The organism is Shewanella zhuhaiensis (assembly GCF_022484835.1).
Taxonomy (GTDB): Bacteria; Pseudomonadota; Gammaproteobacteria; order Enterobacterales; family Shewanellaceae; genus Shewanella; species Shewanella khirikhana.
In genome coordinates, this window is record NZ_JAKUDL010000003.1 from 97,357 (window position 1) to 122,300 (window position 24,944).

The 24,944-nt window shown below is 55.8% G+C and carries 17 protein-coding genes and 1 riboswitch; of the genes, 9 read left to right on the forward strand and 8 right to left on the reverse strand.

All coding sequences use genetic code 11. The annotated features are described in order from the left end of the window. Position 1 precedes the first annotated feature (1 nt). Together MJ923_RS10055 and MJ923_RS20785 are read right to left on the reverse strand one after the other, a co-directional pair. Positions 2 to 760: an ABC transporter ATP-binding protein gene (locus MJ923_RS10055; protein WP_240590967.1), complete on the reverse strand. Its 759-nt coding sequence runs from the start codon at positions 758 to 760 to the stop codon at positions 2 to 4. A gap of 143 nt (positions 761 to 903) precedes the next feature. Beyond that, positions 904 to 1,416 carry a type II secretion system protein gene (locus MJ923_RS20785; protein WP_276313054.1) on the reverse strand — a complete coding sequence of 171 codons (513 nt, stop codon included), beginning with the start codon at positions 1,414 to 1,416 and terminating at the stop codon, positions 904 to 906. A gap of 423 nt (positions 1,417 to 1,839) precedes the next feature. Between MJ923_RS20785 and MJ923_RS10065 the strand changes: the two genes are divergently transcribed. Beyond that, complete coding sequence (locus MJ923_RS10065; RefSeq protein WP_420854453.1) at positions 1,840 to 2,940, forward strand: Na/Pi symporter; 1,101 nt, start codon at positions 1,840 to 1,842, stop codon at positions 2,938 to 2,940. A 71-nt stretch (positions 2,941 to 3,011) separates the two neighbouring features. On the opposite strand, the gene MJ923_RS10070 is transcribed toward MJ923_RS10065, so the two are convergent. Further along, a complete protein-coding gene (locus tag MJ923_RS10070) occupies positions 3,012 to 3,557 on the reverse strand; it encodes a DUF3332 domain-containing protein (protein ID WP_240590969.1) in 546 nt (181 codons plus the stop codon). A gap of 453 nt (positions 3,558 to 4,010) precedes the next feature. Next, positions 4,011 to 4,141, forward strand: a riboswitch (glycine riboswitch). Positions 4,142 to 4,256: 115 nt separating this feature from the next. Here MJ923_RS10070 and MJ923_RS10075 point away from each other — a divergent pair. The 3 genes from MJ923_RS10075 (at position 4,257) to MJ923_RS10085 (ending at position 12,257) form a co-directional block, all read left to right on the forward strand. Then, the gene (locus tag MJ923_RS10075; RefSeq protein WP_240590970.1) at positions 4,257 to 5,651 is read left to right on the forward strand and encodes an alanine/glycine:cation symporter family protein; all 1,395 of its coding nucleotides are present in this window, start codon (positions 4,257 to 4,259) and stop codon (positions 5,649 to 5,651) included. 242 nt (positions 5,652 to 5,893) lie between these two features. Further along, entirely contained in the window at positions 5,894 to 11,206 is a 5,313-nt protein-coding gene (locus MJ923_RS10080) for a PAS domain S-box protein (RefSeq protein ID WP_240590971.1), read from the forward strand. Between the two features lie 34 nt (positions 11,207 to 11,240). Next, positions 11,241 to 12,257, forward strand: coding sequence for an HD domain-containing phosphohydrolase (locus MJ923_RS10085; protein WP_240591268.1), 1,017 nt, complete (start codon positions 11,241 to 11,243; stop codon positions 12,255 to 12,257). 161 nt (positions 12,258 to 12,418) lie between these two features. Here MJ923_RS10085 and ygfZ read toward each other — a convergent pair whose 3' ends face one another. Both ygfZ and serA read right to left on the reverse strand, forming a co-directional pair. After that, the gene (ygfZ, locus tag MJ923_RS10090) at positions 12,419 to 13,381 is read right to left on the reverse strand and encodes a tRNA-modifying protein YgfZ (RefSeq protein WP_240590972.1); all 963 of its coding nucleotides are present in this window, start codon (positions 13,379 to 13,381) and stop codon (positions 12,419 to 12,421) included. A gap of 126 nt (positions 13,382 to 13,507) precedes the next feature. Then, positions 13,508 to 14,737, reverse strand: a complete 1,230-nt coding sequence (serA, locus tag MJ923_RS10095) for a phosphoglycerate dehydrogenase (protein WP_126168128.1) — start codon at positions 14,735 to 14,737, stop codon at positions 13,508 to 13,510. A gap of 488 nt (positions 14,738 to 15,225) precedes the next feature. On the opposite strand from serA, the gene MJ923_RS10100 reads away from it, so the two are divergent. Then, positions 15,226 to 15,891, forward strand: a complete 666-nt coding sequence (locus MJ923_RS10100) for a helix-turn-helix transcriptional regulator (RefSeq protein ID WP_126168127.1) — start codon at positions 15,226 to 15,228, stop codon at positions 15,889 to 15,891. Positions 15,892 to 16,332: 441 nt separating this feature from the next. On the opposite strand, the gene MJ923_RS10105 is transcribed toward MJ923_RS10100, so the two are convergent. Then, positions 16,333 to 17,829, reverse strand: coding sequence for a curlin (locus tag MJ923_RS10105; protein ID WP_240590973.1), 1,497 nt, complete (start codon positions 17,827 to 17,829; stop codon positions 16,333 to 16,335). A 13-nt stretch (positions 17,830 to 17,842) separates the two neighbouring features. Next, positions 17,843 to 18,277: a curlin repeat-containing protein gene (locus MJ923_RS10110; RefSeq protein ID WP_338092227.1), complete on the reverse strand. Its 435-nt coding sequence runs from the start codon at positions 18,275 to 18,277 to the stop codon at positions 17,843 to 17,845. An 806-nt stretch (positions 18,278 to 19,083) separates the two neighbouring features. Between MJ923_RS10110 and exeM the strand changes: the two genes are divergently transcribed. The 4 genes from exeM (at position 19,084) to katB (ending at position 24,306) form a co-directional block, all read left to right on the forward strand. Next, a complete protein-coding gene (gene exeM / locus MJ923_RS10115) occupies positions 19,084 to 21,669 on the forward strand; it encodes an extracellular exonuclease ExeM (RefSeq protein ID WP_240590974.1) in 2,586 nt (861 codons plus the stop codon). 177 nt (positions 21,670 to 21,846) lie between these two features. Then, positions 21,847 to 22,284, forward strand: coding sequence for a PaaI family thioesterase (locus MJ923_RS10120; RefSeq protein WP_126168123.1), 438 nt, complete (start codon positions 21,847 to 21,849; stop codon positions 22,282 to 22,284). 53 nt (positions 22,285 to 22,337) lie between these two features. Next, a complete protein-coding gene (locus MJ923_RS10125) occupies positions 22,338 to 22,574 on the forward strand; it encodes a YgjV family protein (RefSeq protein WP_126168122.1) in 237 nt (78 codons plus the stop codon). A gap of 250 nt (positions 22,575 to 22,824) precedes the next feature. Next, on the forward strand, positions 22,825 to 24,306 hold the full coding sequence (katB, locus tag MJ923_RS10130) for a catalase KatB (protein ID WP_240590975.1): 1,482 nt from the start codon (positions 22,825 to 22,827) through the stop codon (positions 24,304 to 24,306). Positions 24,307 to 24,373: 67 nt separating this feature from the next. On the opposite strand, the gene MJ923_RS10135 is transcribed toward katB, so the two are convergent. Further along, positions 24,374 to 24,934 carry a TMEM165/GDT1 family protein gene (locus MJ923_RS10135; protein ID WP_214505910.1) on the reverse strand — a complete coding sequence of 187 codons (561 nt, stop codon included), beginning with the start codon at positions 24,932 to 24,934 and terminating at the stop codon, positions 24,374 to 24,376. Between the last annotated feature and the right edge of the window lie 10 nt (positions 24,935 to 24,944).

A 24,944-nucleotide genomic window follows, 5' to 3' on the forward strand; every position in this document is an offset into this window, starting at 1 on the left:
TTCAGCTGAGACTCTGGCTTGATTTAACTGTCTGACCCAGCGCGGCAGGCGTAGCAAGCGGGCTTGCTGTGTTGCTCTTGGCAGTCTCGGTGCGGCTCTCGGCAATCTGGCCGGCGCAGAGGTGCCAGCGCCTTTGCATAAAGGCCGCGCAGCGCTCGCTGTGGGTCACCATCAGGATGGCGGTGTTACTCTGGCGTGCGAGGCTGGTGAGCAGTGCCATCACTTCATCGCCCGAGTGTTCATCGAGGTTGCCTGTGGGCTCATCGGCAAGCAGCAGTGGCGGGCGCTGAGCGAGCGCACGGGCAATGGCCACCCTTTGCTGCTGACCGCCTGAGAGGCTGTCCACCGGGCGGGCTAACAGCTCGGTCAGCCCCAAGCGCTGTGTGAGGTTGTTGCACCAGTCATCCCAGGGTTTGCGATTGAGGGCGAGGGGGAAGTGGATATTGGCCCGAACATTCAAAGGTTCAAGCAGGTTGAATTGCTGAAACACCATCCCTAGCTCGCGGCGGCGAAAGCTGTCCCAGTCGTTGGCGCTGAATGCGTTGGCAGCCTTGCCAAGGAGCTTTATCTGGCCTTCGTCGGGACTGTCGAAACCGGCAATCAGGTTCAGCAGGGTGCTCTTGCCGCTGCCGCTTGGGCCTGTGAGGGCCACGGTTTCGCCGGGGTGGATTTCCAGCGTGAGATTATCCAGCACCCGATGGCGCTCGGCGCCATCCTGAAAACTTTTGCTTATCGCCTGCATGGCTACTATCGGCGTCATTACTTCTCCCTGTTCGGCCGCTTCCGCTTGGCTTTCGCCAGCCAGTGCTTGCCGAAGGATAACCCGTGACAGTATGAAAAACTACGCTAAAACAAGCGGAAAAGATCAGTGATTGCTGCGGATATTGGGGCTTTAATGCGGCATCAGCAGTCGTCATCGACCAGGTTATAGCTGACCTGACCACCGGCGGCCGCCGGATAATAGACTTCGACAAAGCACTGATTGGCCAAGGAGGCCGGGGTGTCGGCAAAGTAAATCAGGAAGTAAGGCAGACCGGCGGCCGAGCCGCCGTAGTGTTTTCTCAGGGTGATGTCGCCATCGAGTCCGGCGTATTCCCGCGCCGCGATAACAAATTTGATAAGGCCAAAGTAGCCGGCCAGGTCGTTCACGCCATCGCCGTCGGTATCTATGTTGACCACCGCCGAATCTACGGCTTGCTGCCCCTGCAGCAGCGCCTTGGTAAACACCAGTTTTCGGGCCGTGTCGAACGAGGCTTGGGCACCTTGCAGTGCCGCCACTCTGGCATCTTTTTGCAGGTTTAGAAACTTGGGCGCCGCAGTGACGGCCAGGATACCAAGGATGATGATCACCACCACCAGTTCAATCAGGGTGAAGCCTGCGCGCTTGTGTCTGGGTTGCATGATTGCCTTGGCCAAGGTGGCGCCTCTTTTTGCTATCGCTCCTTTAGTGATACGACAAAAGTGTGAAACTTGCACAGCTTTTAATCCGTACGAAGTAAAGCTATTTGTGCCTTTCAGTGGGCCGTTTGATGGGAATTCAGGGGACTTTTACGGCCAGCCGCCGTGGATTTTGCTGCTGGAGATGCGCTTCGTTGCCCCGAACATGAAATTTTAATGATGATTTATAACTTGGTGTTTATAGTGCGCGGTTTTGCCCTTTGGGGTGTGATTTTCGGCGTATTTGGCTGTCTTTTTACTGACATATTTCTGTCATAAAGCTTTGCTTAAATGCGCCGCAACTTCCCATAAGGAAGGTGCGACGATTTGTTCGCACCTTCCCTAATCCAAGAGAAAGCCATGAGCCAAACCGCTGAGCGTGTTTCAACCCAAACCAAGGTGATGAAATGGATTGCCATCACTGCCCTGATTTACCTTGTATTGGTGGCTGTAGGTGCAGTCGGCGATGGCTTCAAGCTGGTGTCTGGCGGCAGTGAAGGGGCAAAAGCCATCTTCGCTTTTGCCGATAACCCGCTGGTGGCGCTACTGTTGGGGGTGTTTGCCACCGCTCTGGTGCAAAGCTCCTCCACTGTGACCTCTGTGATTGTGGGGCTGGTGGCCGGTGGTTTGCCGTTGTCGGTGGCCATTCCCATGGTGATGGGTGCCAACATAGGCACCACCATCACCAATACCCTGGTGTCGGTGGGCCATATTCGCTCGAAAGAAGAATTCCAGCGTGCTTTCGCCGCCTCCACAGTGCACGACTTCTTTAACCTGATGGCGGTGCTGATTTTCCTGCCATTGGAAGTCGCCTTCGGGGTGCTGGAAAAGGCCGCCCGTTATCTGGCGGATCTCTTTACCATGGACGCCAATCTCTCGATGAAGGATTACAACTTCATGAAGAGCCTGACCGCGCCCGCGCTGGATGTGATTAAGCAAATCACCTCGGTTCTGGATGGCAAATGGGCCGGTATCGCCATGATAGTGCTGGGTATTGGGCTGATTTTGTTCGCGGTGACCTTCCTTGGCAAACTGCTCAAGCAGGTGATGGTGGGCAAGGCCAAAGCCATGCTTCACGGTGCCATCGGCAAGGGCCCGGTGGCGGGCATTTTGTCGGGCACCGCGGTAACAGTGATGGTGCAGTCATCGTCCACCACCACCAGTCTGATGGTGCCTTTGGCCGGCAGCGGCGTGTTCAGCACCAGGCAGATTTATCCCTTTACCCTGGGCGCCAATATTGGCACCACCATTACGGCGCTGCTGGCGGCTACCGCCATTTCAGGCAGTGCGGCAGAGGCGGCGCTGACGGTTGCCCTGGTGCATGTGCTGTTTAACGTGTTTGCGGTGCTGCTGATTTACGGCCTGCCGCTGCTGCGTGATATTCCGGTGCACTGCGCCGAGGCGCTGGCCCGTGCCAGTGCCCGCAACAAGGGCGCGGCCATGGCCTATGTGGTGGGCAGCTTCTTTGTGCTGCCGGGGGCCCTGCTGCTGGCTATTCGCTGATGGCGCAAGCCACGATGACAAGACAATAAAAAAGGGCGCTCAGCGCCCTTTTTTATTGGTCAGAGAGAGAGTTAACGGTTGGCGGCGTAGGCGCTCAGCTCGTCAATGCTCACGCTGGTGACAAAGCTGTTGTCGACAAAAAAGTCGACCTTGTCGCCACTGCGCTTACCGGTCATGGTCTGCTCGCTGCCGTCGCTGAAGCGCACCAACATGGCCAGAGTGTTGTCGTCGATGGCGGTAAACTGCGCATCTTGAATTTTCAGGTTATTGGCACCCAGCGCGCCCTTAAGCGGTGCATCGGTCAGCTCTTTATCCAGCTTGTCGTTGACCTTGAGAATGGTCTTGGCGGGCATATCCACCAAGGCCGGAGACTTGCCTGTGATGGGGTTTTTGCCAGTCCAGAATTCGATACTGTTGAAAATAAACAGGTCTGCAGTGGCGGTCAGGCCGTAAACCGGTGCCAGCAGCAGGTACAGACCGGCACGGCCATAGCGGTTATCCACCGCCGACAGGTTACCCTGGGTCAGCATGCTGGAGAGGCCCATTTGGCCCATACAGGCAGTGAGTTGGGTGCTGGCGACCAATGCCAGTGTCAGGGTGACTTTATTCAGTTTCATTTGGCTCAATCCGAGAGAAATCAATCGTTGTGTTTGGGGCGCAGATTCTAGTGGCGGGCCAATTTTCCACCGCGTGGCAGTTCACAGTTCGGGGTAAGGATTTTGTTGTGGCGGTAACCGATTTGGGCTGATTGTGAGCGGCTGGATTAAAAGGTTTGAATTGCGGGTGTTGGTGGTTGCGGCGGCCAAATTTAATAACAAAGGTTGCATGCAGCCGGGAGTGCTTGATTGGGATCACGCTTCATGGATTAGGCTGATGCCCAGCTGTGCCCGGTGGCTTGCCAGCACCTGGCGCATCTGGCAAGCTTGCTTCCCCCGCAGTCAGTCTGCGGGTTCCGTTCGGATGAAGGTAGCAGGAGAGTTGGGGCGTGCCCCACACCGACGAGGCCAACTTCGATGTATGTCGAAGGACTCTTTCAGGTGCCAGGAATTGACCTGGTGTGGACTGCTACTGGACGAGCCTCTGGAGAGATCCGGGCTGTTTCGTCGCACCTTAATTTGTGCAAATCGAGACAAGCGCCGGGCGCCGAAGGCGAAAGCCCCTGTGGGGTGAAACGCTCAGGCAAAAGGACAGAGGAGAGGATGCTTGCCATACCTTGGCCTCTGCCCGGCGTTTTTGCGCCTGCTCCGGGGCCATATCTGGGATCATTTCTTTTCCTCCTCCTGTATTAATTTGGTTGTTTAATATAAGAGGAATCTATGCAATTCAATGACTTGATGTCGAGCCTTAACAGTATTGTCTGGGGGCCTTTAACCCTGATGCTGCTGGTGGGCACGGGTATCTATTTCACCGTTAAGCTCAAACTCATTCAGGTATTTCGCCTGCCGCTGGCGCTCAGACTGTTGATGCGGCCATCACAGGGCAAGGGCGAGCTGTCATCCTTCGCCGCCTTGTGCACGGCGCTGTCGGCCACCATAGGCACCGGCAATATCGTTGGGGTCGCGACCGCCATCAAGCTGGGGGGCCCCGGCGCCCTGTTCTGGATGTGGATCGCGGCCTTTTTTGGCATGGCCACCAAGTATGCCGAGTGCATGCTGGCGGTGAAATTTCGCACCCAGGACAGCCGTGGCCAGATGGCGGGCGGCCCCATGTACTACATGGAAAAGGGTCTGGGGCTTGGCTGGCTTGGCTGCCTGTTTGCGGTTTTTGGAGTGGGGGTGGCCTTTTTCGGTATTGGCACCTTTGCCCAGGTCAACGCCATCACAGATGCGGTGAATATTGCCTGGGATGTGCCTGTGGTTGTGAGCGGCGCCGTGCTTACCGCTTTGGTGGCGGCGGTAACCCTGGGGGGCGTAAAACGCATCGCGGCGGTGGCGACCTCATTGGTGCCCGCCATGGCCCTTGGCTATGTGGCGGCCTGCCTGCTGATTCTGGTTGGGCGTATCGACCAGGTGCCGGCGGCGCTGCTGTTGGTGCTCGAAAGTGCCTTCAATCCGGTGGCGGCCGGGGGCGGTTTCCTCGGGGCCACTGTGGCGCTTGCCATTCAGACCGGCATTGCTCGCGGGGTGTTCTCCAACGAGTCGGGCCTTGGCAGCGCGCCTATCGCAGCGGCCGCGGCCAAAACCCGCGAGCCTGTGGAGCAGGGGCTGGTGAATATGACCGGCACCTTTTTCGATACCCTGATTATCTGCACCATGACAGGCCTTGTGCTGATCCTCACCGGCGTGTGGCAGGGGGAGGCCAGCGGCGCTGCCATGACCAGCGCGGCCTTCGCCAGTGGCGCAGGCGCTCTGGTGGGCCAGTATTTGCTGACGATAGCGCTGAGCTGCTTTGCCTTTACCACCATTATTGGCTGGCACTATTACGGCGAGCGCTGCTGGTGTTATCTCGCTGAAAAATGGGGCGCAGGCGATGGTTTGGCGAGCCTGTGGCTGTACCGATTCTGCTTTATCGTGCTGGTGGGCTCAGGGGTATTTTTAAAGCTGGAGCTGATTTGGCTTATCGCCGATACAGTTAACGGCCTGATGATACTGCCAAACCTGATTGCACTGATTGGCCTGAGGCTGTTGGTGGTGGGCGATACCCGGGCGTATTTTCGCCGCAAGGCCGATGCGGCCGGGCAGTCACAGTTGGATTCACTGGCTGAACACTGAGTCGAATATCAGAAAAAAGGTTTGGCAATCCAAACAAGACTGACAACTTTCTTTGGATTGTGATCCTGGCGGCTTGTTAATCCGTATTACTGATGGTTAAATTGTTTGCTTTGATTTTTTTACCAAAGTTCAACCAGTTGAGTATCAGTAAGCGCTAAAGTCGCTGTTGTCCTTCCCACGGTAGGGAAGAGTGTGCCTGACCGCTTCACCGGCCAACGCCGGTGACAAGAGTGGAGGTCACAATGCAGGACGCCAAACTCAGGACGTTCCGCAGCCGTATCTTGCTGCAAATTGCGCTGCCTCTGATTGTGCTTATGACAGGGGTATCGCTGGTCACTGCCTGGCTCGATTATCAGGCAACCAAACAGACCTTTTTTGTCGATTTGGCTGAAAAGGCGGACTTCGCCGCCAAGCGATTAGAGTTTGAACTCACCCTTGCCCAGCGCGACACCCAGGCGCTGGCTTTCTCGCTCACCAACCTTGCCAACCCCGAAGAACTCGCATCTGCGCCTGCGCTCTATCGCCAGTTGGCCGAGCGACTGCGGCTGAATAGCAGTTTTTATGGCTCGGCCATTGCTTTTCGGCCTGAATTTTTGCCCGGCCAGCGGCTGTTTGCCCCCTATGTCTATCGTCAGGATCTGGAGCTGGTTAATAAGGACATCGGCCTTGCATCCTACGATTACACCAATGGCGATTGGGACTGGTGGAGTGAGGCCATCGCATCGCCAAACGGTTACTGGACTTCCCCTTATTTCGATGATGGCGCCGGTGATGCGCTGATGATCACCTTCTCGCAGCCCTTCGGGAGTGGGGAGGATGGCAAGCCGTTGGGAGTTGTGACCACGGATCTGGCGCTCTCCAGCATGCCGATCCGCTTAGGTGTAGACCCCAAGCAACTGCTGGTGGTCGATAATCGCGGCAAGCTGATTTATCACCCCGACAATAACCTTTCCCGCAGTGCATCCCTGGCCGATTGGCTCGCCAAAGGCGTGGAAGGGGAGGCTGCGCTTAAGCATATTCTGGCGGCCGACAAGCAGGATGTGGCCCTTAAGGATTTGAACCGTAAAGGCTATCTTGCAAGTATTGCCGCCATTCCCATGCTGGGTTGGCGGGTGTTGGTTATTACCCCCGAACAGCAACTGATTCAGGCTTTGAGCCGCGACTTTGGCACCTTGAGTTTGAGTCTGGCACTGCTGGCCCTGTTGCTGCTGGTGACCAGTTATTTCAGTGCCAAACGGCTGACTGCACCACTGGAGCAGTTGGAAACCGGTATCGTCGGTTTCAGCAAAGGCCTTATCAAGCGGCTCGAAAAGCCCGAAGGCGCGGTGCGGGAAATTGCCACCTTAAGCGATAAATTCAATGAGATGGCGGTTGCGCTGGAAGAGCGCGAACAGGCGCTGCTGGATTCCCGGGGTAACCGTTTTGCCCGCCTTATTGAAGGCATGAGCGAGAAGTCCTTCTACTGCTCCATGGGGCCTGATGGCGCCATTGAACAGGTCAGCCAAGGGGTTGAGAAGGTGCTTGGATTGTCGCCGCAGCTGCTGAAGCGCAAGTATCAGCGGCTGTTTTCCAGCAATCCCGTGAATGAGCAGAATTGGCAGTACATGGAGCAGGCCCTCGGCGGTGAAAATGTACCGCCGCATCAGGTGGAAATGGAAGCTGCCGATGGCCGCCTGCGGCGACTCGATGTGTTTATGCAGCCGCTTGTGGATGAAGAAGGTCAGCTTATTTCGGTGGAGATGCTGTTTAACGATGTGACCGAGCAGTTTTCTGCCGCGGCCTGGTCCAGCGCCGTGCTTGAGGCCGCCCCCGAGGCCATGTTGATTGTGGATGAAGCCGGGAATCTGGTGTTCAGCAACAGTCGCTGTCAGGCGCTGTTTGGCTACCGTGCCGATGAAATGCTTGGGCTGAATGTCGAAAACCTGATGCCCGAGGCCAAACGAGCTGCCCACGCCGAAGACAGGCGCCAGTTTGTGAGGCAGGGCAAAGACAGGCCCATGGCCGATGGCCAGACCTTGAGTGCACTGCGGCGCGATGGCAGCGAGTTCCCGGTGCAGATTGGCCTGAGTTTGTTGCCTGCAGATCATCGCGGTCAGCGGCAGGTGGCCGCTTCGGTGCGGGATCTGACCTTACAGCAGCAAGTGGAGCAGCAAATCCGCGAAAGCGAAAGCCGTTTCCGCGGGCTGGTGTCCAATATCCCCGGCGCCGTGTACCGCACCCGCATCGCCGATGAGTGGGTGATGGAATATGTCAGTGACAACATCACCGAGATCACCGGTTATCCGGCCTGGCACTTTATCGAGAACAAAAAGCGCAGCTTCGGTTCGCTGATTGTCGATGAAGACCTGGCGCACTGCGATGAGGTGATCGGCGGCGCCCTGGCCGAGCAGCACAATTTTGAGGTGGAGTACCGTATCCGTCATCGCGACGGCTCTGTTCGCTGGATCCATGAAAAAGGCAAGGCAAGCTACGATGACGATGGCAATCCTGTTTGGTTCGATGGCGCCATCAACGATGTCACCGGGCAAAAGCTGGCGCAGGAGCGGATTGAGCAGTCCCGTGAGCGGCTGGAAACCATTACCGAGTCGGTGCCAAGTACCGTGTACCAGCTGACCTGGCGCAGCGAAAAAGACCGCAGCTTTACCTTTCTGTCCAGCGCCGCTATCGCCACGCTCGGGTTCCATCGTAATGAAGTTATGGATAATTTTGAGCTGGTGGCCACGCGTATTGTCGAAGACGACCGACCTGAGTTTATCCGACTTCTGGCAGGTAAGGGCGGCATGCAGTGGACCAAGGCGTTCCGCTACCAATTCCCCTCCGGCGAGGTGCGCTGGCTCGAGGCCGGAGCCCGTGGCAGCAAGCAGGCCGATGGCTTGGTGTGGAACGGCTATCTGATGGATATCAGTGCCCGCAAGCGGATGGAGACTGAGCTTGCCAAGAGTGAGGCACACTTCAGGGCGCTGTTTGATAACGCCGGCATTGGTATCGTCAACCTGGACGATCGCGGCATGATTAAGGACTGCAATGCCCAGTTCAGCAACGATCTGGGTATGAGCGCTGAGCAGCTCAAGCGCCGGGCGCTGGCCGATTTGATGATGCCCGAGGACCGGGAGCTTGCCACCAATCTGTATCAGGCGTTGGCCGAAAGTGATGTGGGCAGTATCAGCGGCGAGTGGCGGATGCAAAGCGACAGCGGTGAGCTGATGTGGATGGCGGTGATTGCCTCCGAGCTTGATGAAGAGGATGACGAGCGCTCTGTGGTAATGAGCATTGCCAATATCACCCGTCTTAAGCTGCTCTCAGATGAACTGCTGGCCGCCAAGGAAGATGCCGATGCCGCCAATCAGGCCAAGAGCGACTTCCTGGCCAATATGTCCCACGAAATCCGCACCCCCATGAATGCCATTATCGGTATGTCGCAGCTGTGTTTGCAGACCCAGCTTGACCGCAAGCAGCGCAACTATGTGGAGAAAATCGAACGGGCGTCCCAGTCACTGCTGGGGATCATCAATGACATTCTCGACTTCTCCAAAATTGAAGCCGGTAAGCTGGATATTGAGATCCTGCCGTTCCAGCTCGACACCATTCTGGAAGATCTTGGCGACATGTTCTCGGTCAAAGCCGAAGATAAGCAGTTGGAGCTGCTGTTTTCTGTTGCCCCCAATGTGCCCCGCCATCTTGAAGGGGACGCACTGCGCCTCGGTCAGGTGCTGATAAATCTGATGAACAACGCCATCAAGTTCACCGAACGGGGCGAGGTGATGCTGTCTATCAGCGAACTGGCCCGCGATGGCGATGAAGTACAGCTCAAATTTGCGGTGCGCGACAGCGGCATAGGTCTGACTGCTGAGCAGCAGGCCAAACTCTTTAAGTCCTTCAGCCAGGCAGATACCTCAACCACCCGCAAATATGGTGGCACCGGCCTTGGGCTGGCGATTTGCAAGCAATTGGTTGAGCTGATGGGCGGCGAAATTGGTGTCGAAAGTCAGTTTGGCAACGGCAGTACCTTCTTCTTCACCATCACCGCGAAGGTGGCGCAAAACGCCAGGCTCAATGTGGAGCAGGAACTGGAAGGCATGCCGGTGCTGGTGGTGGACGATAACGGCACCGCCCGCGACATTCTGCGCACCACGCTGCAAAGCATGGGCTTTGCGGTAGAGACCGCCCGCAGCGGCATGGAAGCGTTGGAGAAATGCCAGCAACGGGAGTTCAAAGTCGCGCTGGTCGACTGGAAAATGCCGGAGATGGATGGTTTGGAAACCGCCGCCGGTATGCGCCAGCTGGCCAAACCGCCGTTGGTGCTGATGGTGTCGGCCCACGCCAATGCCGGGTTTATCGATGAAGTGGAAGCACAGGGCATAAGCGGCTATATCACCAAGCCCATCAGCGCTTCGCGGCTGCTCGACGGCATCATGCTGGCGCTGGGTCGTCAGGGCGCCAAGCCTGTGCGTCGTCGTGCCGATGAGCCGCTCAGCGCCACCCAGCTTGCCGGGCTTAAGGGCAAACGGGTGCTGCTGGTGGAAGACAACGAGATGAATCAGGAAGTGGCCACCGAGTTTCTCGAGCAAGTGGGCGTTGAGTTGTCGATTGCCGATAACGGCCAGATAGCATTGGAAAAACTCGGTCAGCAACGCTTCGATATCGTGCTGATGGATTGCCAGATGCCAGTGATGGATGGCTATCAGGCCACCCGTGAACTGCGAAAAATGCCCGGACTTGCCGATTTGCCGGTGGTCGCCATGACAGCCAATGCCATGGCCGGTGATAAGGAAATGTGTCTGATGGCGGGCATGAACGACCATATAGCCAAACCTATCGAGGTGGGGCTCTTGTATCAGGCGCTGTTGCGATTCCTGTGCCCCGATGCCGACCCCGGCGATGTGGCACAAGCCGCATTGGCGCCAAACACGGAGCCGCAGCTGGTGAGCTGGCCCGAGCATGAGGATTTGGATATCGACCGCGGGCTGCAGCTGGTGCAGCACTCAGAGCGCCTGTATCGGCGCATTCTGGAGCGCTTTATTTCCAGCCAGGCCAAGGCGCCTGCGCGGATCCGCAAGGCGCTGGCAGCGGGAGAGCAGGAAGAGGCCGTGCGTCTGGCCCATACCCTCAAAGGGGTTGCCGGTAACCTCAGCGCCGAGCCTTTGGTGTCGGCGGCCAAGTCGCTGGAAAGCCTGCTGATGAATAAAGAGCCCTGCGAAGCAGCATTGGCTGAGCTTGAGGCCGTCCTTGCCCCGATAGTGGTTGCGATTGAGCGCTGGGCCGAGGCATCGGTAACTGGCAATGCCGACGCCGCCGGTGAGGCCGGGCCAATGCTTGGCGATGAGGAGCTGATAGAGACTCTGCATCAGGTGCTTGGCATGCTGGACGATTCAGACTCAGGCGCGGTTGCGGCGCTGGACGCCCTCGGCGGGCAGGTCAGCCAAACCCTGTGGAGCCGTTTGCGGCCGGTGCGGGAAATGGTGGCGGGTTACCAGTTCGACGATGGCGCCGATCTGGTGCGTGAGCTGCTTCAGGAACTGGAACAGGAACACAGCAGTACCGAACTCAGTGTCTGAGGCGGGGCAATTAAGGGAGATAACCGAGGTGACAATCGATAAAGCCACAGTGTTGGTAGTGGATGATACCCCTGAGAATATCGACATTCTGGTGGGGATCCTGGGGCAGGACTACAAGGTGAAAGTGGCGATTGATGGCCCCAAGGCGCTGGCCGTGGCACAGAGTTCGCCGCCGGATTTGATTTTGCTCGATGTGATGATGCCCGGCATGAGTGGCTACGAGGTTTGTCGCCGCTTGAAGCAGGAACCCATGACGTCCCATATTCCGGTGATTTTCGTGACCGCCATGGCCGAGGTAGCCGATGAAACCCAGGGTTTTGAGCTGGGGGCGGTGGACTATATCACCAAGCCGGTGAGTGCGCCGATTGTGAAGGCGCGAGTGAAAAATCATCTGGCGCTGTACGATCAGAAACGCTTGCTGGAAGAGCAGGTCCGTGAGCGCACCAAAGAACTTGAGCGCACCCGTTTCGAGATTATCCGTCGCCTGGGCCGCGCCGCCGAATACAAGGACAATGAAACCGGGCTGCACGTGGTACGTATGAGCCATTATGCCAGGTTGCTGTCGCGGCAGGCGGGGCTGCCCGATCCCTTCTGTGAAATGCTCTACAACGCTGCTCCCATGCACGATATCGGCAAAATCGGCACCCCGGATGCAGTGCTGAAAAAGCCCGCCAAGCTGGATGCGGATGAATGGAAAATCATGCAGCAGCACGCCGAAATCGGCGCCGAGATCATCGGTGAGCACCCGGATCCCTTGCTGCAGATGTCTCGCCGTATTGCGATGACACACCATGAAAAATGGGATGGTTCCGGTTATCCGCGTGGCCTTAAGGGCGAGGAGATCCCCATTGAGGGGCGTATCGTTGCCATCGCCGATGTGTTTGATGCGCTGACATCGATTCGCCCTTACAAAAAGGCCTGGACCATTGAGGACACCATGGCGCTGCTGGAGTCCGAAGCGGGTAAGCACTTTGACCCGGCGCTGGTCGAGCACTTCAAGACAATACTGCCCGAGGTGATTGCCATTCGCGACCAGCATATTGAAACCTGAGCCTCGCCACTCAGATGCACTGGCTCAGTTGCACTGGCTCAGATATAAAAAAAGCGCCTATGGCGCTTTTTTTATTGGGCGGTGCCTTACTTGTGGGAAATAATCTTCAAGTGACTATTTGTCCTCAAGACTATTCGCTTCAAGGCTATTCGTCCTCAAGACTATTCTTCTTCAAGAGAATAGGGCAGTGGCAGCAAGCGGAAACCGGCCTCGTGATCATCCGCCAGACGCAGCACGGCATCGGCCGGCGTATCGTTGGCGAGCACAGCCGTCATCAGTACCTTGCCGCCACGGCTGACCACTTCGATGATATTACCGGCTTTGCGATAGCCACCTTCAACGGCAATTTCCAGGGTGCTTTCGAGGCGCACCGGCGTCTGGCTTTCACCAAAGAGGATGTAAAGGGCACGCTTGTTGCCGCCGCGATACTTGGTGCGGGCCACGGTTTCCTGACCCATGTAGCAGCCCTTGGAGAAGCTGATGCCGCCCACCGCCTGCAGGTTACACATTTGCGGAATGTATTCGCTGGCGTGATTGGCGGCGATATTGGGGTAACCGGCACGAATTTCCAGCGCCTGCCATACACCAGCGCCGTAGAGTGGCTGACCGCTGGCATCGATAAGAGCGCTTGCCTGGGTTTTGTCGAGCAGCAGTATAAAGCGCTCGCCATCACGGATGACAGTGCCTTTTTCGGTGTAGCTGACCGCATCGCTCAGGTCACCAAAGTAGCTGCCAACAAAGGCAGTGGCTTCGCTGCCGGAAACGCCAATCAAGCTGATTTCCTGGCTTAAATCAGTCAGTTCAGCTTTGCTGAATACCGCATACTTTTTCAGTTGCGGCAGTGATACCTCGATGGCGCTGCGGGGGGCAAGCAGCATCAGGGCGTCATCCAGTTTAAAGGCGCGAAAGCTTGCCAGCATACGACCCTTGGGATCGCAGTGGGCACCCCAGCACCAGTGGCCCTTTTCCAGCGACGTTACATCGGCGGTGACCTGACCATGAATAAAACTGATGCCCTGCTCGCCGGTGACTGACACCAGCCCCAGATGATTAAGCAGACTCAGGGTAAGCGCCGGGCTTTCGCTGTCCAGTGCCCAGGTGGCCTGTGAGACGGTAAATGTCATTGCCTGTTCCTTGAAATGAACCGAGTTGTTCTGGATTGTAGCGGATAGCGCTGGCCGGGTGAATGGCTCAGGCGCGCAAAAAACAAAAGGTGCCACAGGGCACCTTTTGTGTGGCTGACAGAAAAATCAGTACAGCAGACGGGTACGGATTGTGCCTTCGATGGCGCGCATTTGCTCCAGCGCCTCTTCGGCCTGGTGGGTATCCACTTCCATTACCACGTAACCGATATCGGCCGTGGTTTGCAGGTACTGGGCCGAGATGTTGATGCCTTTCTCGGAAAACGCCTGGTTAATCTTGATAAGAATACCGGGGCGGTTTTGGTGGATGTGCAGCAGGCGCGAGGTGCCCTTGTGCAGCGGCAGCGATACTTCAGGGAAGTTCACCGCCGACACTGTGGAGCCGTTATCGGAGTATTTGGCCAGTTTGCCGGCCACTTCGATACCTATGTTTTCCTGGGCTTCTTCGGTAGAGCCACCCACGTGTGGGGTAAGGATCACGTTATCCAGACCACGCAGCGGACTTTGGAAGATATCGTCATTCGACTTGGGTTCGACCGGGAACACGTCGATGGCGGCGCCAGCGATGTGCTCTTCTTTCAGTGCAGCGCTGAGGGCGTCAATATCCACCACGGTACCGCGGGAGGCATTGATAAGGAAGCTGCCCTTCTTCATGGTGGCCAGCTCAGTGCGGCCAATCATGTCTTTGGTTTGTGGGGTTTCTGGCACGTGCAGGCTCACCACATCGCTGGTGGCCAGCAGGGTTTCCAGTGAATGGATCTGCTGAGCGTTACCGAGGGGCAGCTTGTCTTCGATATCGAAGAAGTTTACCCGCATGCCGAGGGTTTCGGCCAGAATGCCAAGCTGGGTGCCGATATGGCCATAGCCAATCACGCCCAGGGTCTTGCCGCGCACTTCCACGCTGCCATTGGCGCTCTTGAGCCAGCCGCCGCGGTGACACAGGGCGTTACGCTGGGGAATGCCGCGCATCAGCATGATGATTTCGCCCAGCACCAGTTCGGCAACCGAACGGGTATTGGAAAAAGGGGCGTTGAATACAGGGACACCGGCCAATTCGGCGGACTTGAGGTCAACCTGGTTGGTTCCGATACAGAAGCAGCCAACACCAACCAGCTTCTCGGCTTTCTTCAGCACCTCAGCGGTGAGCTGGGTGCGGGAGCGAATACCGACGAAGTGGGCATCTTTGATGGATGCGGCCAGCGCATCATCGGCAAGAGAGGCCTTGTGATATTCAATATTGGTGTAGCCCGCCCGTTCAAGTACATCTACCGCAGATTGGTGGACGCCTTCGAGCAGCAGGAACTTGATCTTATCCTTATCCAGCGAATGTTTCGCCATGGTGTAGATACCCTCTTTCAAATGCCAAATAGTTGTAATTGTCTGCTGACTGTCAATGCTCGCCCAAAGTAGCATTTTTTTTACACAGTGTGGAGGGCTGGATGGCTAAAGTGTTTATTCAAAAACCAGAACAATATCACATAAGGCAAAGCGGAAGGTTATTAAGAAGGGCTAGCCCGGTCGTACTACCCCGCTGGGGATACATTATGCAGGCGACATCTGGGTGCAAAATTGCTCAGTTTACATTTGTTAATAAAAATAAGTCTTAAGCTCACATTGGTCGCAAAAGCCCGTCAGGAGTGCAACTTACCCCCTCCAACACCTTTACCGCATATCATTCAAACAGGTTGTTATTTTGATTCATACGTACGACTTATGGTTTTATACTTGCGAGCCCTCAAAATGGTTTTTCCGGTTCAAGAGTCTGGTTGTTTTTTAGCCATACAGGGAAGTCTGATTACCGAGGTCACGTAAAGGGAGATAGCACTTTGAATACGGTGAATGAATTAGTTTTTGTGCATCAATTGGTTGCACCATGTCATCTGGCCATTCTGGCCGAATCCATCGGGCTTAAGACCCGTATCGTAAAACACCCCGGCGAGTTGGATGTCGAAAAGGGCAGCCAGGCTTTCTATTTGATTGCCCAAAAAGGGGCGGCGCTCGATAACAAGGGCATTCCGCTGCTGGCCAGTCGCTTGGTGCCCCATGTACCTGTGGCTTTGTATCAGGTGGAGCGTGACTCGCTGGATCAGGAAGCGGCGCTGCTGCTGGGGATCCGTGGGGTACTCTTTGCCGATCAGCGCATGGATCTCATGCTGACCGGCCTGCGTAAGATGGTGGCTGACGAGCTGTGGTTCGACCGTCCCCTCATCAGCAAGATGTTCCGCCGTTTGGTGAATAAGCTGGATAACAATGCCGAAGTGTCTGCCGACGCCATGGCCATGTTGCAGTCACTCACCAGCCGTGAACGCACCATTATTCAGCTGGTGGGCAGTGGCGCACGCAATAAGGAAATTGCCGACCGCCTGTGCATCAGCGAACACACAGTAAAAGCGCATATTTCCTCGATTTTCAGAAAGACCCAATCCCGCAACCGGGTTGAGCTGCTGCGCTGGGCCCAGACCCACCAGAGCCACTTTGCCCTGGTCAGTTGATTTATCCTGCTGCTGATTGCGTTCAGCAGACAAGTTCAGAAAAGGAGCCTCGGGGCTCCTTTTTTGTGTTTTGGGCTAGCGTCTGTTTATGTGAAAGCCTGAAACCCTCATCTTATGGCTGCGGCTTATTGGCGTCGCGGGCCGTTTCAGCGATTGGATTGGCATCCCGTTTCGACAGTGTTCTCTTTTCAACAGTGCTCTCTCTTCAACAGTGCTCTCTCTTCAACAGTGCTCTCTCTTCAAGAGCTATCTGGCTTCAACTGTTATCTGGCTTTAGCCGCGATGCGGCTTCGCTCATTTGTTTACTTAAAGCGTGGCTTAGCGCTTGCAGATACCAATAAATGAGCAATGCCGCCAAACAAAAAAGGAGCCATATGGCTCCTTTTTCAGTTCCCGTCGCGGGTGCGGGGAATTGGCCCTCCGGGGAGGGCGCGGCTGTTATCAGTGCTGGATAACGGTAGCAACGTTTTCGTTGCCAACCTGAGTTACGTTGATCACGTTGTTGGCACCAGTCTGAGAACCCATTACCAGGTTGTCGTTACCAGTTTGGGCGATCATCAGGCTGTTGCCGTCACCAGTGATGGCGAAAGCACCGTTGCCATCAGCGGCACCAACCCAGTTACCGTTGCCGGTTTGAGCGATGTCGGCTGTGTTCTCATCACCGAAAATCAGCAGATCCAGTACGTTCAGGTCGCCAGTCTGGGCAGCTACCACGTCAGTGTTGCTGTTGCCTTCAACGGTAACTATGGCTTCGTTGCTCATGCCTTCCTGAGTCACGTCAACTTCGTTGTCGTCACCGGCAGTGACCACGTAAGCAAAGTTGGTGTCGCCTTCCTGCATAACTTCGATGCTGTTGTCTTCACCAAAGGCACCGGCTTGCAGTTCGTTGCTGTTACCTTCTGAGCTCAGATCCAGGGTGTTGTCGTTGCCCATGGCTACGAATTCGGCGTAGTTGCTGTCGCCTTCCTGCTCCAGATCCACATCGTTGTCGTCACCGGCAACAATGAACTGAGCTGTGTTGAGGTTGCCATCCTGTTCGATGTCGATTTGGTTGTCGTTACCTTCGATAACGGCAACCAGAGAATCACCAATGGCGTTTTCGGTGCCGGTTTGAGTGATTTCAACGTCGTTGTTGTCACCTGTGGTGAATTCCAGCACGGCAGAGTTGCGGTCGCCTTCCTGCACCATGGACAGATCATTGTCGCTGCCTTGCAGGGCATAAACGAAGGCTACGTTGTTGTTGCCTTGCTGATCCATTTCCACTTCGTTGTTGTCACCGGCTACGCCACGCACACCACCAACGTTGTTGTCACCCAGCTGAGACACGGTCACGTCGTTGTTGTTACCCACGTTGGCACTGAAGTCCAGAGCAATAAGGCCGCCCTGGTTGCCGTTACCAACCTGAGTGATTTCACCGTCGTTGTCGTTGCCCTGTACGCGGAATACGGCGTAGTTGCTGTCGCCTTCCTGATCAACCCAGGCGCTGTTGTTGTCGCCGGTCAGTTCCACGTTGCTTTCGTTGAGGGCACCTGCTTGCATCACATCAACACCGTTACCGTTACCCACGGTGTCGGCAGTGCTCTGGTTGAAGAAGCCTGATTGGGTCACGTTGTCCACGTTGTTGTCACCGGTCTGGCTGGTGCTGGCAATGTGCCAATCTTCAGACTGGTCAACAGTGACTGAGTTTTCGTTGCCGGTAGAAGTCACATAGGCTTCGTTCCACACGCCGTCCTGGGTGATGGTGCCTTTGTTGTCATTACCAATCTGGGCAAACTCACCCGCGTTCAATACGCCGGTTTGCTCAACTGTCACTTCGTTACGCTCACCGGACTGGTTTACGCCGATCTCACTCACATCGCTTGCCATGGCCTGAGCAGACAGACCGATACCGGCAGAGATGGCCAGAGCCAGGAGTGATTTCTTTGCTTGTGATTTCATTTGACGCTCCCTGTTAATATTGAGTCACGGCTATGGATGCCCCATCGCCGATTTGTTGTATTGAAAAATTCGCACTGCCCAACTGCGTGAGTTGTACCAGGTTGTTATCGCCAATCTGGGTTACCTCAGCGCTGTTGTGATTACCCGCTTGCAGCAGGTCCACCTCGTTGTTGAACCCCAGCTGGGTCACAGTCGCTTCATTCCCCACGCCTATTTGTGTCAGCATCAGTTGGTTGTGCTCACCCGACTGGGCGGCAATAACTTGATTCTGTACACCTATCTGAAACAGCTCGATAAGGTTGTCTCTGCCGTTGGATTCCAACAGGGTTTGCAGAGTCACAGGGAGCGATTGCGATTCGCCGGCCTCGATGTCCGGGCCATTGGCCGATACACCGAGACTGCAAAGCAGAAGGGAGGTGCTGATGAACAACGTCTTCGTGTAAGACACTCGACACTCCTTTGCGATGCGTGAAACTCCAGTGCACATTGCACCTAATTCAGGCACCAACTTACGGAGTTGAGACTCAGGTCACAATTGGAAGAAAGCCTATTTAATTGATGAGATAAAATCGCGAGTATGACGGGTATGAGTCTTTGTAAAAAGCTAACAATAACAGCCGGATGGTGCCGGTTTTGTCGAAGGGTTACTGGGTGGGCTAGCTGTTTAGCATTAGTAGCTTAGTATGAACTGAGGCCCTCGGGCTTTCCAAGGAGTGGCCAAGTGGGCACAGTATGTGGGCGACTTTTACTCTTCGAGACCATGATACCGGGCACCCACGGTGTCATCTCCTGCGAAGGTGTCGCCGCTTGGTGTTTAACTGAGCCGACGCATGCAGTAAGTTTCAGGCGGCCTTTATGGCCGCTTTTTTTATCCGCGGTCACTTTTGATAACGCCTTGCTGTAAAAGCAATTTTATCGTCTACCGTGCGGAAAATTGTCGCGCAAAATATCGGCATTTGAATCAGGTTTCGCCAGCGTGGCTTTATCCATTTTGGCAGGAATTATTCACCAAATTAGCGTATGCAACACCCTAAAATTTTTCATTTAGTATTTGTATCTTAAGATTTTTTCAATCTTCTTCGGCCGCCGGTTATTGTGCATATTCGCTATTTATTCAGTCTTGAGTGTGACACAGCCCAATAGACCCTTCCCCGAACTGTGATCCAAGCTCTTCTTTTAGAGTTTTAACTCTGTAACAATCCCGCCCGCGTTAACGAAAGATAACGCCATTATTAAAATAACGGGGTTGAAAATATGGATAATGTTAAAAAGCTGACTGCCATTGCTGTGGCAGTTGCGGCGGCTATGCCATTGGCAGCGTCAGCCGATGTGATGATCACCGAGTATGTTGAAGGCAGTGCCAACAACAAGGCGATTGAACTCTATAACAGCGGCGATGCGGCCGTTGATCTGACCGGTTACACCCTGGTGCGCTATAAAGATGGCGCCACCACTCCCACCAACATGGTGGCTCTGGATGGTCAAACCCTGGGTGCCAAGGGCATCAAGGTGATCACCCACCCAAGCGCAGCCATTACCCTGCCGGCCGGTACCGACGCCATGACGGGCGATCTGTACTTTAATGGCACTGACGCCGTGGCCCTGATGAAAGACGGCGCCATCGTGGATGTAGTAGGTGCTATCCCCACCCCCAAAGATTGGGGCCTGAACGTCACTATCGCCCGCAAGAGCAGCGCGCTGAAATCCGCGACTGTATTCAACGAAGCCGATTGGGACACCTCTGACATAGATACCTTCTCTGGCCTTGGCAGCCTGGACAGCGCACTGGCACCTGAAGTGCCTGCGTTCAGCTGCGCCGGTGCAACCCTGGTGCCTATTTATGACATTCAGGGCAGCGGCGACAAGAGCCCGCTGGTACCCGATGGCAAGTTTGAATCCGAAGCAGAAGTGACCCTGCGCGGCGTGGTGTCAGCCCGGGGTGAGAGCCTGGCCAAAGGCTTCTATCTGCAGGATGTTAAAGGCGACAACTCGCCGCTGACCTCCGACGGTATCTTTGTGTTCCTCGGCGAAGCCGCCCCTGAAGCCATTCAGCCCGGCGTCGAAGTCTGCGTTCAGGGTAAGGTAAAAGAGTATTACGGCCTGACCCAAATCGATATTAAGGCCGACAAGAAGTTTGAAGTGGGGGCCAAGGGCGAGGTGCCCGGCGCTGTGCCCTTTGCGGTGACCGAAGGCGAGACCCTGGAGCAGGCGCTGGAGCGCTTCGAAGGCATGAAGATAGTGCTGGATGCCGGCAGCGAGATGAAAGTCAGCCGTACCTTCAGCTACGACTATGCCGGTCGTCGCAACAACCTGATGCTGTCCCACAAGGCGCCGCTGATGAAGCCCACTCAGGTGCATCCGGCCCTCAGCGAAGAAGCCATTGCCCTTGAGAAGCAAAACCGTGGCAACGAGCTGTTTGTTGAGTCTGACTTCAAGGCCGCCGATGGCGTAGTGCCCTTCCTGCCTGACTTTAACGCAGAAACCGGTTATATCCGCGTGGGCGATGAGCTCAAGGGCCTCGAAGGCATGGTGAGCTACAGCTACAACGAATACCGCCTGGTAACCACCAACACCATTACTCCGGCCGACATCGTCCGTGGTATGGATCGCACCGAGGCCCCGGTTGTGGCCGAGAAAGGCGATATCCGTGTAGCCAGCTTTAACGTGCTGAACTTCTTCAACGATGTGGTGGGCGGCGATGCCAACCCAACCGGCTCCAACCGCGGCGCCCTCACTGAAGAAGAAATGCTTCTGCAGCGCACCAAAATTGTGAATGCCATCACCGCCATGAATGCCGACATTGTTGGCCTGATGGAAATTGCCAACAACGGCTTTGGTGAGAAGAGTGCGATTCAGGATCTGCTGAATGCCCTGAACGCCGAGCAAACGGCCGACAACGCCTACAGCTTTGTGGAAATTGCCGACGCCGACAAGACCGACGGCAAATACTTCGGTAACGATGCCATTACGGTGGGTATGTTGTACCGCGCGGCCAAGGTGACCCCGGAAAGTGCTGCCTTCGTAATTGAAACCCCTGAGCAGCATGCGCCGGAAGGCGTGGCCAGCCGCGACAACAAGGGTACAGTTGAAACCAGCCCGGCGCAGGACAAGTACCAGCGTCACAGTCTGGGTCAAACCTTCAAGGTGAAAGAAGACAAGCTGACCGTGGTGGTTAACCACCTCAAGTCCAAGGGCTCTGGCTGTCTTGAAGATTGGGTAAACTTTGATGAAAAACGCGATCCGGCCGATCTGCAGGGCAAGTGTAATGCCTTCCGCGTATCTGCGGCCAAGGTGATTGGCGAAGCGGTAAAAGACATCGAAGGCGATCTGCTGGTGATTGGCGACTTGAACGCTTACGGCATGGAAGATCCGGTGCGGGTGCTGACCGATTACGATGCCGCCAAGTCCGAACGTGCGGTGAAAACCGCCAGCTACACTACGCTGGCAGGCAAAACCTTCGAGCAGGAAGGCTCAGTGATTGAGAAGGGCTACGGCCTGATTAACCTGAATACTCAGGTACATGGCGCCGATACCTACTCTTACAGCTACAACGGTGAGCTGGGTAACCTCGACCATGCCCTGGGCAACGACAGCCTGGCCAAGCGGGTGGTGGATATCGAGGACTGGCACATCAACGCGGTGGAATCCAACCTGTTTGAATACGGCAAGAAGTTCACCGGTAGCCTGGAGAAATCCGAAAACGCCTTCTCAGCGTCCGATCACGACCCTGTGATTGTGGCCCTGAGCTATCCCGATAAGAAGGATGATGGTGGCGCGATTGGTGGTCTGATGCTGGCACTGTTGACCCTGGTGGGTCTGGGCCGCCGTCGGGTGCGCTAAGAGCTGAAACCCGGGGGCCCTCAGGCTAGCCGGGTACATAAAAAGGGGATGCTTGCATCCCCTTTTTCTTTCCAGTTTCAAGCGCTTTTCATACCACGGGAGGACGTGGCCGCCGGTTTACCTGTGGCACAGTGGCAAGTACACTGGCGCAATAATCCATATGTTGGGGAACAACGAATGAGTATTTGGTTCAGGCCCGTCACCCTGGAAGATTGCGCCAAAATGGACGAAGGCATGCATGGCCGTGGCACCCTGATGAAGACCCTAGGGATCCAAATCAGCGAAATCGGCGACGATTATATGAAGGCGACCATGCCAGCTACTCCGGCGGTGCACAATCCGCTCGGCATAGTTCATGGCGGTGCCAATGTGGTACTGGCCGAGACAGTGGCCAGTTATGCCGCCAATTTCGTGGTGGATTTTGAAAAGTTTTACTGCGTGGGGCAGGAGATTAACGCCAACCACCTGCGCGCCGCCCGTAACGGTGTGCTTACCGCCACTGCCAGGCCGGTGCATCTGGGTAAACGCAGCTCTGTGTGGGAGGTGCTGGTGCATAACGGCGCCGGTGAACTCACCTGTATTTCACGTATGACGGCGGCGGTTGTTGAGCGCTGAACTAGACTGTCAGTATCACAAATCGTCGTCACCGCAGCCTTGAGGGATTAACGATGGACACAGCAACAATCTGGGAATGGGTGGGCTATCTGGCCTCTGTGGTGGTGGCCATTTCCCTGATGATGGCCAACATTAAAAAACTGCGCTGGTGGAACCTGATTGGCGCCGCGCTGTTTGTGGCCTATGGCCTCGCCATCGACGCCTTGCCTGTGGCGCTGGTGAATTTCTTTATCGTATTGATTGATGCTTACTATTTGGTGAAGCTTTATCGCGAGCCAGACAGTAACTAAGCTCTCCCCAGCAAACACGCGGCCCAGGCCGCGTTTTTGTTTTGCCGATTAAAAATTATTCATTTCATCGAAATGATAGATTGCAATCATCTGATTTAATCGTTTTATCTAAGTTTTCGATTGGCGTAGTCTTTCCTCATCGACAAGGTCGCAGCACACAGGAGGCAAGATGGCCACCCTTTATGACCTGATAGAAGCCTGGTACGCCGGGCAGTCAACGAAATCAACGGATAAATAAGAGGAAATGCAGATGAGTCACTATATCACCAGCCAGAACGGCGCTCCTATCGCCGATGACCAGAATTCCCTGACTGCCGGCAGCCGCGGCCCTGTATTGCTGCAAGACTGGCAACTGATTGAAAAGCTTGCGCACTTTAACCGCGAGCGCATCCCTGAGCGGGTTGTGCACGCCAAGGGCACAGGCGCCTACGGCACCTTCACCCTGACCCGCGACCTGTCTGAGTACACCATTGCCGACCACTTCATCGGCGAAGGCAAAGTGAGCGAAACCTTCGTGCGTTTCTCCACCGTGGGCGGTGAAATGGGTTCTGCCGATGCCGAGCGCGACCCGCGTGGTTTTGCAGTGCGCTTCTACACCAGGCAGGGTAACCACGATGTGGTGGGTAATAACACCCCAACATTCTTCCTGCGTGATGGCATCAAGTTCCCGGACTTTATCCACACCCAGAAGCGTAACCCTCAGACTAACCTCAAAGATCCTCAGGCCATGTGGGACTTCTGGTCGCTGAATCCTGAGGCGTTGCATCAGGTGACCATACTGATGTCTGACCGTGGTATTCCGGCCAACTATCGTCAGATGCACGGCTATGGCTCCCACACCTTCAGCCTGTGGAATGCCAAGGGCGAGCGTTTCTGGGTCAAGTTCCACTTCAAGTCCCAGCAGGGTGTGGTGAACCTGACCAATGAACAGGCCGATAAGCTCAAGGGTATAGATCCGGATTCCTCTCAGCGGGATCTGATGGTGGCTATCATGGATGGCAACTTCCCGCGCTGGACCGTGAATGTGCAGATCATGCCGGAAGCTGATGCCAACACCTATCATATCGACCCGTTCGATTTGACCAAGGTATGGCCACACAAGGACTACCCACTGATTGAAATTGGGGTACTGGAGCTTAACCGCATGCCACAGAACTACTTTGCCGAAGTAGAGCAGGCGGCGCTGGCCCCCAGCAACCTGGTGCCGGGTGTGGGCGCCTCGCCGGACAAGATGCTGCAGGCCCGTTTGTTTGCCTATGCCGACGCCCAGCGCTATCGCATCGGTGCCAACTACAACCAGCTGCCGGTAAACTGCCCACATGCCACTGTGGCCAATCATCACCAGCGTGGTGGCGCCATGGCCGGTACCCAGTGCCCGTTCCATCAGGGCAATGGTCACCAGAGCACAGGTCAGCAGACCCAGACCGGTGGTGATGCCAGCGCCAACTATGGCCCAAGCACGGCAACCGGTGCCCTGGCGGATGCCAGCCACTTTGTTGAGCCGCCGCTGCGTCTCGAAGGTGAAGCCGCCCGCTACAGCCGTTACGGCAAGGACGACTACACCCAGGCCGGTAACCTGTACCGCCTGTTCAGTGAAGGGGAGAAGAATCGCCTCGCCGAGACCATCGCCTCGACCCTGCGCCAGGTAACAACAGAAGTGCAGCAGCGGATGTTGGCGCACTTCGACCAGGCGGATGCCGACTACGGCCAGCGTATTCGCGCCGCGCTCTAAGCCGCACAATCAGGCTTGAGAACAAAAAGGGAAGCCATGGCTTCCCTTTTTCGTATTCAGTCCCGACTCAGTGCCACATCAACGTGGCTACGCCCATCACGGCAAAGAGCACAGCCGTGCCGCGGTGGATCCAGGTCATCGGCAGCTTGTCGGCGCTGAAATGGCCGGCAATCACTACAGGCACGTTGGCGAGCAGCATGCCCACTGTGGTGCCCATCACCACCATCCACAAGTCATCGTAACGTGCCGACAGCACGACTGTGGCTACCTGAGTCTTGTCACCGATTTCGGCAATAAAAAACAGCACCAGGGTCGCCAGGAAGGGGCCGAAGCGATAGAGCGCACTTTCTTCGGCTTCCACTTTATCGGGCACCAGCACCCACAGGGCGATGGCAAAGAAACTGCCCGCCACCAGATAGCGTGCCAGCTCAGGACTGATTAGCCCCGATGCCCATTGGCCAAGCCAGGCGGCTGCAAAATGGTTTGCGAGGGTCGCAATAAAAATGCCAAGGATAATGGCGGTCTTGTTTTTGAAGCGGGCAGCCAGCAGCAGGGCAAGCAGTTGGGTTTTATCACCGATTTCGGCGATGGCCACGGTTAACGTGGAGGCGGTAAAGGCTTCTAACATGATGCGTTCC

Bases quoted from the DNA above. Each gene is read 5' to 3' on its own strand.
- MJ923_RS10055 (WP_240590967.1), bottom strand. From the start codon at position 760: ATGACGCCGATAGTAGCCATGCAGGCGATAAGCAAAAGTTTTCAGGAT.
- MJ923_RS10065 (WP_420854453.1), top strand. From the start codon at position 1,840: ATGAAATGGATTGCCATCACTGCCCTGATTTACCTTGTATTGGTGGCT.
- MJ923_RS10070 (WP_240590969.1), bottom strand. From the start codon at position 3,557: ATGAAACTGAATAAAGTCACCCTGACACTGGCATTGGTCGCCAGCACC.
- MJ923_RS10075 (WP_240590970.1), top strand. From the start codon at position 4,257: ATGCAATTCAATGACTTGATGTCGAGCCTTAACAGTATTGTCTGGGGG.
- MJ923_RS10080 (WP_240590971.1), top strand. From the start codon at position 5,894: ATGCAGGACGCCAAACTCAGGACGTTCCGCAGCCGTATCTTGCTGCAA.
- ygfZ (WP_240590972.1), bottom strand. From the start codon at position 13,381: ATGACATTTACCGTCTCACAGGCCACCTGGGCACTGGACAGCGAAAGC.
- serA (WP_126168128.1), bottom strand. From the start codon at position 14,737: ATGGCGAAACATTCGCTGGATAAGGATAAGATCAAGTTCCTGCTGCTC.
- MJ923_RS10105 (WP_240590973.1), bottom strand. From the start codon at position 17,829: ATGAAATCACAAGCAAAGAAATCACTCCTGGCTCTGGCCATCTCTGCC.
- exeM (WP_240590974.1), top strand. From the start codon at position 19,084: ATGGATAATGTTAAAAAGCTGACTGCCATTGCTGTGGCAGTTGCGGCG.
- MJ923_RS10120 (WP_126168123.1), top strand. From the start codon at position 21,847: ATGAGTATTTGGTTCAGGCCCGTCACCCTGGAAGATTGCGCCAAAATG.
- MJ923_RS10125 (WP_126168122.1), top strand. From the start codon at position 22,338: ATGGACACAGCAACAATCTGGGAATGGGTGGGCTATCTGGCCTCTGTG.
- katB (WP_240590975.1), top strand. From the start codon at position 22,825: ATGAGTCACTATATCACCAGCCAGAACGGCGCTCCTATCGCCGATGAC.
- MJ923_RS10135 (WP_214505910.1), bottom strand. From the start codon at position 24,934: ATGTTAGAAGCCTTTACCGCCTCCACGTTAACCGTGGCCATCGCCGAA.